The sequence below is a fragment of the Streptomyces sp. NPDC046870 genome, from assembly GCF_040704595.1.
Taxonomy (GTDB): Bacteria; Actinomycetota; Actinomycetes; order Streptomycetales; family Streptomycetaceae; genus Streptomyces; species Streptomyces argyrophylli.
In genome coordinates, this window is the sequence record NZ_JBEYXM010000013.1 from 147,190 (window position 1) to 159,133 (window position 11,944).

Annotated in this window: 10 protein-coding genes; 4 read left to right on the plus strand and 6 right to left on the minus strand. The window is 71.6% G+C overall.

The genetic code is table 11. The annotated features are described in order from the left end of the window. Positions 1-101: 101 nt before the first annotated feature. Positions 102-1,073, plus strand: coding sequence for an LLM class flavin-dependent oxidoreductase (locus AB0946_RS26020; RefSeq protein ID WP_366763070.1), 972 nt, complete (start codon positions 102-104; stop codon positions 1,071-1,073). A gap of 136 nt (positions 1,074-1,209) precedes the next feature. Here the strand turns inward: AB0946_RS26020 and AB0946_RS26025 are convergent, their stop codons facing one another. The 4 genes from AB0946_RS26025 to AB0946_RS26040 all read right to left on the minus strand — a co-directional run bounded on the left by AB0946_RS26025 (position 1,210) and on the right by AB0946_RS26040 (position 7,581). Next, positions 1,210-2,628 carry a sugar porter family MFS transporter gene (locus AB0946_RS26025; RefSeq protein ID WP_366763071.1) on the minus strand — a complete coding sequence of 473 codons (1,419 nt, stop codon included), beginning with the start codon at positions 2,626-2,628 and terminating at the stop codon, positions 1,210-1,212. Between the two features lie 198 nt (positions 2,629-2,826). After that, a complete protein-coding gene (gene smc / locus AB0946_RS26030; protein ID WP_366763072.1) occupies positions 2,827-6,444 on the minus strand; it encodes a chromosome segregation protein SMC in 3,618 nt (1,205 codons plus the stop codon). Between the two features lie 271 nt (positions 6,445-6,715). Next, the gene (locus AB0946_RS26035; protein WP_030346494.1) at positions 6,716-6,919 is read right to left on the minus strand and encodes a hypothetical protein; all 204 of its coding nucleotides are present in this window, start codon (positions 6,917-6,919) and stop codon (positions 6,716-6,718) included. A 380-nt stretch (positions 6,920-7,299) separates the two neighbouring features. Next, positions 7,300-7,581 (minus strand): acylphosphatase, encoded by a 282-nt coding sequence (locus tag AB0946_RS26040; protein ID WP_366763073.1) that lies wholly within the window; start codon positions 7,579-7,581, stop codon positions 7,300-7,302. Between the two features lie 195 nt (positions 7,582-7,776). On the opposite strand from AB0946_RS26040, the gene AB0946_RS26045 reads away from it, so the two are divergent. Both AB0946_RS26045 and AB0946_RS26050 read left to right on the plus strand, forming a co-directional pair. Then, the gene (locus AB0946_RS26045) at positions 7,777-9,219 is read left to right on the plus strand and encodes a CAP domain-containing protein (protein WP_366763074.1); all 1,443 of its coding nucleotides are present in this window, start codon (positions 7,777-7,779) and stop codon (positions 9,217-9,219) included. A gap of 322 nt (positions 9,220-9,541) precedes the next feature. Continuing rightward, positions 9,542-9,781, plus strand: a complete 240-nt coding sequence (locus tag AB0946_RS26050) for a hypothetical protein (protein WP_366763075.1) — start codon at positions 9,542-9,544, stop codon at positions 9,779-9,781. Positions 9,782-9,953: 172 nt separating this feature from the next. Here the strand turns inward: AB0946_RS26050 and AB0946_RS26055 are convergent, their stop codons facing one another. Continuing rightward, positions 9,954-10,538, minus strand: a complete 585-nt coding sequence (locus tag AB0946_RS26055; protein ID WP_366763076.1) for a flavodoxin family protein — start codon at positions 10,536-10,538, stop codon at positions 9,954-9,956. 138 nt (positions 10,539-10,676) lie between these two features. Between AB0946_RS26055 and AB0946_RS26060 the strand changes: the two genes are divergently transcribed. Next, a complete protein-coding gene (locus AB0946_RS26060; protein ID WP_366763078.1) occupies positions 10,677-11,072 on the plus strand; it encodes a helix-turn-helix domain-containing protein in 396 nt (131 codons plus the stop codon). On the opposite strand, the gene mutM is transcribed toward AB0946_RS26060, so the two are convergent. Next, positions 11,045-11,905: a bifunctional DNA-formamidopyrimidine glycosylase/DNA-(apurinic or apyrimidinic site) lyase gene (mutM, locus tag AB0946_RS26065; protein WP_366763079.1), complete on the minus strand. Its 861-nt coding sequence runs from the start codon at positions 11,903-11,905 to the stop codon at positions 11,045-11,047. The two genes, AB0946_RS26060 and mutM, sit on opposite strands and share 28 nt — an antisense overlap. Between the last annotated feature and the right edge of the window lie 39 nt (positions 11,906-11,944).

Here is an 11,944-nt window from a genome sequence, read left to right on the forward strand (position 1 = left end):
GGTCCGGCGGTCCCGCGCCCCCGTCTCCCCGGTCCTGGATATCTGACGTATCGTCAGCTGAGGTCCCCCTCCACCGCAGCGCACCGGAGGGGGACCTTCCCATGCCCGTCACGGTCGTCCGTTTCAACCTCGTCGCCCCCGGTGCCGGTCCCGCCGCCCTCCACGCCCGCTACCGGGCCGCCCTGGAGATGGCCGCGTACGCGGACGAGCACGGGATCGGCACCGTGCAGACCGAGGAGCACCACGGCGCCGACGACAACTGGCTGCCGTCGCCGTTCGCCTTCGCGGGCGCGGTGTTCGGGGCGACCCGCCGGATCACGGTGACGGTGGCGGCGTTCATCGGCCCGCTGCACGACCCGCTGCGGCTGGCGGAGGAGATCGCCGTGCTGGACCTGCTCAGCGGCGGCCGGCTGGTGACGGTGGCCGGGATCGGATACCGCCCGCAGGAGTACGCCCTGTTCGGCGTGGACTGGCACCGGCGCGGCCGGCTCCAGGACGAACTGCTCCAGACGCTGCTGGCGGCGTGGACCGGCGAGGAGTTCACCTACCGGGGCCGACGGGTACGGCTCACCCCGCGCCCCTGCACCGATCCGCATCCACTGCTGCTGGTCGGCGGTTCCTCCAGGGCCGCCGCCCGCCGGGCCGCCCGGCTCGGCCTGCCGTTCTTCCCGAGTGCGCACCTGCCGGAGCTGCGGACGTACTACGAGGAGAAACTCACCGAGTACGGCACCGAGGGCTGGACCATGATGCCGGCGGCCGGGACCCCGCTGCTGCACCTCGCCGAGGATCCGGACCGCGCGTGGGCCGAGTACGGCGGGCACTTCCTGCACGAGGCGCGGACGTACGCCTCCTGGCAGTCGGGCGGGGTCCGCTCGGCGGTGAGGTCGGCGGCCACGACGGTGGCGGAGCTGCGCGCCGAGGGCGTGTACCGGATCCTCAGGCCGGAGCAGTGCGTGGTGCTGGGCCTGGACACCCTGGTGCTGCATCCGCTGGCGGGCGGCATGCCGGTGGAGGAGGGCTGGCGCAGCCTCCGGCTGTTCGCGCGGCGGGTCCTTCCGGCGCTGGCGCACTGAGCCGGGCCGTCCCGCCGTACGGCACCGCCGCCCCCGGTCCGGGCAGTGGCCGGGCCGGGGGCGGCGGACGGTTCGAGGAGAGGGGCAGCGGGGACTTGGCCCTTCCCCCCGAGTTCGGGGGGCCTCGCTACGAGGCTCAGCCCATCTCCTCCAGGGACTTGCCCTTCGTCTCCTTGACGAACTTCAGGACGAACGGGATGGAGAGCGCGGCGAAGACGGTGTAGATCACGTAGGTGCCGGAGAGGTTCCAGTCGGCCAGCGACGGGAAGCTCGCGGTGATGGCCCAGTTGGCGATCCACTGCGCGGCGGCGGCCACGCCCAGGGCGGCGGCACGGATCTTGTTCGGGAACATCTCGCCGAGGAAGACCCAGACGACCACGCCCCAGGAGAGGGCGAAGAAGAGGACGAAGACGTGGGCGGCGACCAGGGCGACCCAGCCCTGGGTGTTCGGCAGCTTGCCGTCGACCAGGTGGTAGCTGAACGCCCAGGCCTCCAGGGCCAGGCCGACGACCATGCCGACCGAGCCGATGAGGGCGAGCGGCTTGCGGCCGACGCGGTCCACGAAGATCATCGCGATCACGGTGCCGATGATGTTGATGATCGAGGTCGTGAAGGAGTAGAAGAACGAGTCCGTCGGGTCGACACCGACCGACTGCCACAGCGTCGAGGAGTAGTAGAACGCGACGTTGATGCCGACGAACTGCTGGAAGACCGACAGGCCGATACCGATCCAGACGATCGGCTTGAAGAAGAAACCGCCGCCGAGCAGGTCCTTGAACGTGGACTTGTGCTCGCTCTTCATCGCGTGCTCGATCTCGGCGACGCGGGCGTTCAGGTCGACGTCCTTGCCCTCGACCTCGGCGAGGATCTCCTTGGCACGCTCACGCTTGCCGACGGAGAGCAGGAAGCGCGGGGACTCGGGGATCGCGAGGGACAGCAGCCCGTAGAGGACGGCCGGAACGACCATCACGCCGAGCATGACCTGCCAGGCCTCCAGGCCCATCAGCTTGCCGCGCTGGTCGCCGCCGGCGGCGTTGAGCAGGCCCCAGTTGACCAGCTGCGAGATGGCGATGCCGACGACGATCGCGGCCTGCTGGAAGGAGCCGAGCCGGCCGCGGTAGGCAGGCGGGGCGACCTCGGCGATGTAGGCCGGGCCGATGACGGACGCCATGCCGATGGCGAAGCCGCCGACGATGCGCCAGAAGGCGAGGTCCCACAGCGCGAAGGGCAGCGCGGAGCCGACGGCGCTTATGGTGAAGAGGACGGCGGCGATCTGCATGCAGCGGATGCGGCCGATGCGGTCGGCGATGCGGCCGGCGGTGGCGGCGCCGATGGCACAGCCGATCAGGGCGATCGCGATGACCTGGGCGAGGGCGGCGGACCCGATGTCGTAACGGTCGCGGATGGCCTCGACGGCGCCGTTGATGACGGAGCTGTCGTAGCCGAAGAGGAAGCCGCCCATGGCGGCAGCCGCCGCGATGAAGATGACGTGCCCGAGATGATCGGGGTGAGCCGTCCTGGCTCCTGACTGAGGTGCCTGCGCTGTGCTGGTCACGTGTAACTCCTCGGGCCACGGCAGCGCTGCCGCGGGTGGGGGCGAGCCCTTACAGGTAGGACCTGAAGGTAAAAGCAACGTTGCAGAGACTATGCCTTCAAGTTTCGAAGTCAATAGTTCAGCTGCTGTGAGTTTTTAGATATGCCACTGCCCTCTGTGTTCACTTCTTGAACACAGAGTCAGTTGACTGAGCGATTGCTACCGGAGTCGCTGGGAGATGACCTTCGAGACGCCGTCGCCCTGCATGGAGACGCCGTAGAGCGCGTCGGCCACCTCCATCGTGCGCTTCTGGTGCGTGATCACGATCAGCTGCGAGGTCTCCTGCAACTCCTGCATGATCCGGATCAGCCGCTGGAGGTTGGTGTCGTCCAGCGCGGCCTCGACCTCGTCCATGACGTAGAAGGGGCTCGGCCGGGCCTTGAAGATCGACACCAGCAGCGCGACGGCCGTCAGCGAGCGCTCGCCACCCGACAGCAGGGAGAGCCGCTTGACCTTCTTGCCCGGCGGACGCGCCTCGACGTCCACGCCCGTGGTGAGCATGTTGTCGGGGTCCGTCAGGATCAGCCGGCCCTCGCCACCGGGGAAGAGGCGGCCGAAGACCCCCTCGAACTCCCGGGCGGTGTCCCGGTAGGCCTCGGTGAAGACCTGCTCGACGCGCTCGTCGACCTCCTTCACCACCTGCAACAGGTCGGCGCGGGTCTTCTTCAGGTCCTCCAGCTGCTCGCTGAGGAACTTGTGCCGCTCCTCCAGCGCCGCGAACTCCTCCAGCGCCAGCGGGTTGACCTTGCCCAGCTGCTGGTACGCCCGCTCGGCCGCCCTGAGCCGCTTCTCCTGCTCGGCCCGCACGAAGGGGCGCGGCTGGTTGCGGGGGTGCTCCGGGTCCTCGGGCAGCTGCTCGCCGTCGGCGGGGGGCGAGGGCGGCACGAGCTGGCGCGGCCCGTACTCCGCCACCAGACCCTCCGGCTCGACACCCAGCTCCTCCAGCGCCTTGGTCTCCAGCTGCTCGATGCGCAGCCGCTTCTCCGCACCGAGTACCTCGCCCCGGTGAACTGAATCCGTCAACTTGTCGAGCTCGGCCTTCAGTTCACGGCCCGCCGTACGGGCGGCGGCCAGCTCCTGCTCGCCTTGGGCCTTGGCGGCCTCCGCGGCGGAACGCTCCTGCTCCGCCCGGGCGAGGGACACCTCGACGTGCGCGAGCAGCTGCCGGGCCCCGGAGGCCACGGCTTCCGCGACCGCCGCCTCGTGCCGCAGCCGGGCCCGGCGCTGCTCGGCACGCGCGCGTGCCTCGCGTTCGGCACGGGCCGCCCGGTCGAGCGAGTCGGCGCGTCCGGCGAGCCCCTTGACCCGCTCCTCGTGCGTACGGACCTGGAGGCGGGCCTCCATCTCGGTCTGCCGGGCGTTGGCCCCGTCGGCGGCGAGCCGGTCGCGCACCGAGGTGTCCGGCTCCTCCTCCACCGGCATCTCCTCGGCCACGGCCAGCCGCTCGGCCAGTTCCTCGGCCTCCTGTACGGCCTTCTCCAGCGCCTCCTGCGCACGAGCCGCCGCCGCGGCCGACCGCTCGGCCTCCCCGGCGGCGCCGCGCGCCTGTCCGGCGAGCCGGCCGAGCTGCTGGGCCACGGCCGACTTCTCCCGGTCGGCGGCCCGTCGCCGCTCCCCCAGTTCCTCCACCAGGGCGGCGGCCCGCTCGCGGTGCCCGGCCGCGGCCCGCTGGGCCTCGGTCAGCTCCCGGCAGCGCACCTCCAGCTCGGCCAGTTCGGCCGCGGCCTCGTCGACGGACGCCTGCACCTCCAGCAGACTGGGCGCGCCCGCCGAACCGCCGTGGGCGAAGTGGGCGCCGAGGAGGTCGCCCTCGGCGGTGACGGCGGTCAGCTCCGGGTGTGCGTGGACCAGGGCCTCGGCGTCGTCGAGGGTGTCGACCACGACGATGCCGGCCAGGAGGCGGCGGACGGCGGGCATCAGCTCGGCGGGTCCGCGGACGAGGTCGGCGGCGGGTCGCCGGCCGGCTGCGACGAGGGGGGCCGTGGGCCGCCGGCCGGGCGCGGGACCGTCGTGGTCACCCACGCCGTTCCCCGCGCCCCTGGCGGGCGCCGGCTCCGGGGCTCCCGAGAGGAGGAAGGTCGCTCGGCCGCCGTCCTGTTTGCGCAGGAGGCCGATGGCCTCGGTCGCCGCCGCGGGGGTCGTCACGGCGAGGGCGTCCGCCGCTGTGCCCAGGGCCGCCGCCAGCGGGATCTCGTAACCCGGTGTGATCGTCAGCAGCTCCGCCGCGGGCCCGAGGAGTCCGGTGAGGCGGTCCCGGGCGGCGAGCAGTATGCCGGTGCCGTCCTTACGGCGCAGGCCGAGCGCCAGCGCTTCGTGGCGGGCCTGGGTCGCGGCACGGCTGCGCTCGGCGGCGGTCAGTGCCTCGCGGGCCGTGGCCAGCGCGGCCTCGGCCTCCGCAAGCCGGCGTTTGGCCGTCTCGTGCTGTTCGGCCAGGTCGGCGTCGCCGGCGTCCAGGCCGTCGACCTCGGCCTGGAGGGCTTCGTACTCCTCCTGGGCGCGGACGGCCCGTTCCTGTGCCTCGTCGCGGGCCGTGGCCAGCCGGTCGATCTCGGCCTGGGCGGAGGCGGCGCGCGAGCGGGCCGCGTTGACCTGCCCGGACAGGCGCGCCAGCCCTTCGCGGCGGTCCGCGATGGCGCGGGCGACGTCCCTCAGCCGGCGTTCCTCGACGGCCAGCTCGCGCTCCAGTTCGGCACGGTGGGCGACGGTGTCGTCCAGCGCGCGCTGGGCGGCTTCGAGGGCGGCCTCCAGCTCGGCCTCCTGCTCACGGATGCGGGCGGCCTCGCGCTCCAGGTCCTCCGGGTCACGGCCGCGCCGCTCGTCCGGGGGCGCGGAGGTGGCGCTCTTGACCCGGGCGTCGGCCAGCGAGATCGTGCCGCGCACGCGTTCGGCCAGCTGGGACAGCTCGTACCAGGTCTGCTGGGCGCGCTGGAGGCGCGGGGTGAGCCGGCGCACCTCGTCCTCCAGCAGGGCCTCGCGGTGGAGGGCCTTCTTCAGCTCCTGCTCGGCGGTCTCCTTGCGCTCCTTCAGGGCGGCCTCGTCGGCGATCTCGGCCTGGAGGGCTTCACGCAGGCGGACGAGGTCGTCGGCGAGGAGGCGCAGGCGGGCGTCGCGGAGGTCGGCCTGGATGACGGCGGCCCTGCGGGCGACGGCGGCCTGCCGGCCGAGGGGCTTGAGCTGGCGCCGCAGCTCGTCCGTCAGGTCCTGCACGCGTGCGAGGTTGGCCTGCATCGCGTCCAGCTTGCGCAGCGCCTTCTCCTTGCGCTTGCGGTGCTTGAGGACCCCGGCCGCCTCCTCGATGAAGGCGCGGCGGCCCATGGGGTCGGCGTGCAGGACGGAGTCGAGCTGGCCCTGGCCGACGATGACGTGCATCTCGCGGCCGATGCCGGAGTCGGAGAGGAGCTCCTGGATGTCGAGGAGCCGGCAGGTGTCGCCGTTGATCTGGTACTCGCTGCCGCCGTTGCGGAACATGATCCGCGTGATGGTGACCTCGGCGTACTCGATGGGCAGCGCGCCGTCGGAGTTGTCGATGGTCAGGGACACCTCGGCGCGGCCCAGCGGCGGGCGGCCGGTGGTGCCGGCGAAGATGACGTCCTCCATCTTGCCGCCGCGCAGCGACTTCGCGCCCTGTTCGCCCATGACCCAGCTGAGCGCGTCCACGACGTTGGACTTGCCCGAGCCGTTCGGTCCGACGACACACGTGATGCCCGGTTCGAACCGGAGTGTGGTCGCCGAGGCGAACGACTTGAACCCGCGGAGGGTCAGGGCCTTGAGGTGCACGCCGCTGGACTCTACCCGCCGCCGCCATCTCACTCCATGAACCCTCGGGACCGCGCGGTTTCGCTCGTGACCATGCAGGGCACACCAGATGTTGAAGAGGCTGAAAGGATGCGGGGGCCAAGAGCCGTCGGGGGGAAGGCGGGGGAAAGAACGAAGGGACGCCGAAGCGTCCCTTGCAACTCTGACGGCTGGATCTCAGCCGTCCGATCAACTGAGCGGTTGATACGGGCAGCCCGATCGTTGCGACTGCTGTCGTGGAGCGATGCAGCGATCAGGTGAGCGCAGGCTCCGCCTGGTGTGCGTCGATGCTCTCCATGATCCTGTCCTGAGAGGCGGCAGCCGTCAGCGCTTCGTTCTCCGCCTGGATCCGTCCGAGCTCGGACTCCAGGTCCTGGACTCGCTGCTGCAGCCGTCGCATCTCGGCGAGGAGTCGAGGGTCGGAGCCGCCGACGTAACCGAGAAGCGCCTTTGCCATGATGGATGGTCCTCCACAATGAGTGACCGACCGATGCGGTGTGGGTCGTGAGGGATTCGCACCCGTGGTGCTTGGCACATCCGGGTGTTGCTCTGGTGTTGCTCCATGCCAAACAGCTAAGGTGCGCGGGGCTTTCAGCGTCTCACCAAAAAGTTTGACGGTCAACACGATCACGCCCTGTATTGGCGGGCGAACCGGGGCGCGCGGCCGGTGAAGCGGCGGCGCTGGGACTCCTCCGGACCCTCAGGGCGTGGCGACCAGCAGTAAGTGCGGAGCCTGCCACGCCGCGCCCGTCTTGGCAACCACCAGGGCGTTTCCGTCCGCGCATGTGCCCCCGGCAGCTTGCCACGCTCCGGCGCGCGGGACGGAGCCGCTCCGGATCAGCGGATGGCGAAGCCGTCGTAGCCGCCCCGCGGTGTGTCCCAGATCTCGGTGACACCGTCCACACGCCCGGGCGTGTCGCTGCCCTGGAGCCAGTCCAGGAGCCCCTCGCAGCCCTCCCGCGGCCCCTCCGCGACCACCTGGACCCGGCCGTCGGCCAGATTGAGAGCAAAACCACTCAGCCCGCCGATCTCCAGCGCCTTGGCGCGCGTGAACCAGCGGAATCCCACGCCCTGCACGTGTCCACGCACCCAGGCGATCAGTCGCACTTCCTCGTTCATGGGTGCAACCTAACCGGCCGGCGTCGGCCGGGACACAGCGTCCCCGAGCGGCATGGGGTACCGTCCGAACCCGATGCATTTCATATGAAACTCACTCGATCGAGTGATTTGGTTGGCCAGAGGGAGTCACGCTCCAGGGACTCACTCGCCGTGCAGGCGCCGGTCGACCGCGGGCACGAGGAAGAGGGCAAGGACATGGGACGCCACCGACGCTCCGCCGCCGGCCGCGCCGCCACGGGCCGCGCCACGGGGACCGACCACACGCAGCACCCGGGACCGGGCGGCGAGGGACCCGAGCACTCGTCCGCGGGGGAACGGCGGGTGCCGCGGGGCATCGCGCCCTACCTGAACCCGGAGGCCTACGCCGACGCCACGGCGAAGGCCCAGGAGTACCTGTTCGCGACGGACGACGGGCCGGTGCCGGGCACGCCCGGGCAGGGCCCCGGATCCGGCGGCGCCGGCTCGGCGGGCGACGGCTTCACCCCGTCCGGCGGGCCGTCCGGGGAGCACCAGCGGTGGAACAGGCTCGGGCGGCCGGTGCGCGCGGGTCTGCTCGGCGCGTCCCTGGTCGTCGGCCTCGGCGCGATCGCGGTGGCCACGGGTTCCGTACCGGGCCTGGAGCAGTACCAGCTCGGCGGCAGTACGCACATCTCCGGTGGGGACCGGGTGCGAACCACGGCCGCGCCCGTCAACACGGCCGGCGAGCAGGGCGGCACGTCGGGCGGCACGCGCGGTGGCTCCACGAGCCCGTCGCCGGCACCGTCGTCGTCCGCCCCGCGCGCCTCCTCCACGCACTCCTCCCCCACGCACTCCCCCTCCGCGGCCCCGCCTGCCGCGAAGCCGAAGGTTCCCTCGAAGCCGGAGGCGTCCCCCAAGACGGCGGCCCCCTCGAAGACCGCGGCCCCGGCCAGGACAGCGGCCCCGACGAAGAGCCCCTCGAAGAGGGCGACCCCCTCCAGGACGGCGACGCCCTCCAGCACGGCCATCCCCTCGAAGCCGGCGCCCGAGAAGCCGGCCCCGACCAGGACGGCACCGAGGAACACGCCCTCCTCACCGGCCAAGCCGCCCGTGCCCCCCGCGCCGCCCAAGCCGACGGCACCGTCCAAGCCGAGCGCACCGTCCAAGCCGAGCGCACCGTCCAAGCCGAGCGCACCGTCCAAGCCGAGCGCACCGTCCGCACCCGCGAGCCCGAAGGCCACACCGTCCCCCACGGCCACCAAGACGCCGACGCGGACCTCCGCACCGGTGACGGTGTCGCGGGAGGCCGTCGCCGAGGCGCAGGTGCTGAATCTCGTCAACGACGAACGCGCGAAGGTCGGCTGCAGCCCGCTGGCGGCGAACTCCTCGCTGACCAAGCTGGCCGAGGTCTTCAGTGACGACATGGTGGCGCGTGGCTACTTCGACCACACCGACCCGGACGGCAGGACCCCGTGGGACCGGGCGGCGGCGGCCGGCGTCACCGGTCTCGGCGGCGAGAACATTGCCCGCGGCCAGGCCGGCGCCGCGGCCGTGATGGCGGCCTGGATGCACAGCCCCGGCGACCGCGCCAACATCCTGAACTGCGGCTTCAAGACCCTCGGTGTAGGCGTCCACTTCGGCCCGGGCGGACCCTGGTGGACGCAGGACTTCGGCTATTGAGATAACCGCAGGTCAGACGGCTAGGCACCCGGGCCGTGTCGGGGCCGTCAGCCGTGGCTCCCTCGTCCGCGAAGACGCGATCCACGGCGGCCCGGGTCCGGGTCCCGCTCGACGGCATCAGGTGCGTGTACGTCCGCAGCGTGAAGCCGGGATCATGGTGGCCCAGGTACTCGCTCAGGGCTTTGATGCTCTCCCCCGCGTCCACCGACCCCGCGCCCGACAGCCATGTCACCCGAACGGCCCAACGTGACGTGCCACCCACGTGGGTGAACATCAAGCTGATTAGTGCCCCAATCAAGGCAATCCGTGAAAGGGGAACCGAATGCGCATTCGACGCATCCTCGCCGCCGGCATCGCCACGGCAGCTCTCGCCGGACTCGGCCTCACAGGTGCCGCCACCGCCACCGCCGCCAGCCTCACCCCGAGTCAGGGCTTCGGCGCCGCCCTCACCCCGGGTGAGTGCATCGACGGCGGCGGAACGGTCGATTGGACCTCCACCCCGGCCAACCCCCACACCGGGACCTGTAGGGGCGGCACGGGCAACGGGCAGGCAGTCGACTAAACCCCACTAGGCGCCAGGCACGCCCCGCAGCCACACGCTGCGGGGCGTTCCCGCGCGAGCGTAGCCGGGAGAGTCGCAGGGACCGTGCCGACCCGTCGGGCACGCTAAGTGGCCCACAGTCGTCCTTGTCTCAGCCCTCTACTGAACAGAGCCCGCCGACCCCAGGGAGGCGCTACGCGGCGACGCGTCCGCGGGTGAAGGTCCTCGCCGTCTCCGTCACCCGGCGTCCCAGGTGTTCGGCGGTGGCCAGGTCGGCCTTGTGGACGCCCTCGGGGCCCTGGTCGTTGTTGCTCTGGGCGGCGGCGCCGGCGAAGAAGCCGAGGCGGTTGAGGTCGTTCTCGGACGCGGTGCTGCTGTTCCAGCCGGGGAGCAGGCCGAGGTTGACCCAGTGCATGCCGTGCTGGGCGGCGAGCGTCTGGAAGAACTGCAGGGTGTGCAGCTTGTCGCCGCTCTTGGAGGCGGAGTTGGTGAAGCCGGCGGCCAGCTTGTCCTTCCAGTCCTGGCCGGACCAGCGGCTGGAGGTCGCCTCGGCGAAGACGTGGAAGGCGCCGGAAGCGGTGCCCATGTAGGTGGGCGAGCCGAAGACGATCACGTCGGAGCGGTCCAGCGTCTCCCACTGCTCGTCGGTGATCCCGTCCACCTTGATCAGGTGGACCTCGGCGCCGGCGTCCCGGGCGCCGGCGCGGACGGCCTCGGCGAGGACGGCGGTGTGGCCGTAGCCGGAGTGGTAGGCGATGGAAACGACGGGTGTGGTCATGGGGACTCCTCGAAAAGGGACAGCGTCAAGCGGCAGCTCAAGGAAGAGAGCAGCTCGCGAGCAATAACCAAAGGAAAGCACTAACCATCAGTTAGTGCAACCTGGTGGAGAGCGCTGCGCGGGCGTACCCTTGCCGGTATGACCGTCACCACCCAGGGCCACGAGGACCTCGCGTACAACGTCTTCGCCAAGGCCTGCCCGTCACGGGGCACGCTGGAGCACGTCACCGGCCGCTGGGGCGGACTGACGCTCGGCGCGCTGTACGAGGGTCCGCTGCGCTTCAACGAACTGCGCCGGCGTGTGGACGGGGTGAGCGAGAAGATGCTGTCCCAGACGCTGCACGCGCTGGAACGCGACGGCCTGGTGCACCGCGAGGCCCAGCCCACGAATCCGCCGCGCGTGGACTACGAACTGACGGCCCTGGGACGCCAGGTCGCCGAGCGGCTGCTGGCGCTCATCCACTGTGTGGAGGGCGCGATGGACGACGTCCTGGCGTCCCGCGCGCGTTACGACGAGACGCGCGGCGCCCTCTGACACCTGGGGCAGAAGTAGCTGGACCGGTTCATCCAGGCGCGCCGGCGCATGGGGGTGCCGCAGCGGCGGCAGGGCTCGTTCTCGCGGCCGTAGGCGTCCAGGGAGCGGTCGAAGTAGCCGGACTCGCCGTTGACGTTGACGTACAGGCTGTCGAAGCTGGTGCCGCCGACGGCGAGGGCCGCGTTCATCACGTCGCGGATGTGACCGAGGAGTTCCGCCGTGACCGGGCGGGTGAAGTTCGCCGTGGGGCGTTCGTAGTGGATGCGGGCGCGCCACAGCGCCTCGTCCGCGTAGATGTTGCCGACGCCGCTGATCAGCGACTGGTCGAGCAGGGCCCGTTTGATGGTGGTCCGCTTGCGGCGCAGCGCCTGGTGGAAGGCCTCGTCGTCGAAGAGCGGGTCCAGCGGGTCGCGGGCGATGTGCGCGATGACGTCGGGCAGGCCGTCGGGGGTGTTGTCGTGCAACGACAGCCCGCCGAAGGTGCGCTGGTCGACGAAGCGGAGTTCGGTGCCGAGGGAGTCGGCGAACCGCACGCGGATGCGCAGGTGCTTCTCGTCCGCCGCGTCATGCGGCTGGACCAGCAGCTGGCCGCTCATGCCGAGGTGGGCGAGGACGGACTGGTTCGTCTCCTCCAGCGGCAGCCACAGGTACTTGCCGCGGCGCCGGGGCGTGCCGATGTGGTGGCCCTTGAGCCGGTGCGCGAAGTCGTCGGGCCCGGCGACGTGCCGGCGTACGGCCCGCGGGTGCAGCACCTCGGTCTCGGCGACGGTCCGGTGGGCGACCCAGCGCTCCAGGCCCCTGCGGACGACTTCGACCTCGGGCAACTCGGGCACGGCACTCCTTCGGGCGACTGCGGAAGAGCTGAGGGCAGG

Coding starts and splice junctions, on each gene's coding strand:
- AB0946_RS26020 (WP_366763070.1), top strand. CDS start 102: ATGCCCGTCACGGTCGTCCGTTTCAACCTCGTCGCCCCCGGTGCCGGT.
- AB0946_RS26060 (WP_366763078.1), top strand. CDS start 10,677: ATGACCGTCACCACCCAGGGCCACGAGGACCTCGCGTACAACGTCTTC.
- AB0946_RS26040 (WP_366763073.1), bottom strand. CDS start 7,581: ATGAACGAGGAAGTGCGACTGATCGCCTGGGTGCGTGGACACGTGCAG.
- AB0946_RS26035 (WP_030346494.1), bottom strand. CDS start 6,919: ATGGCAAAGGCGCTTCTCGGTTACGTCGGCGGCTCCGACCCTCGACTC.
- AB0946_RS26050 (WP_366763075.1), top strand. CDS start 9,542: ATGCGCATTCGACGCATCCTCGCCGCCGGCATCGCCACGGCAGCTCTC.
- AB0946_RS26045 (WP_366763074.1), top strand. CDS start 7,777: ATGGGACGCCACCGACGCTCCGCCGCCGGCCGCGCCGCCACGGGCCGC.
- AB0946_RS26055 (WP_366763076.1), bottom strand. CDS start 10,538: ATGACCACACCCGTCGTTTCCATCGCCTACCACTCCGGCTACGGCCAC.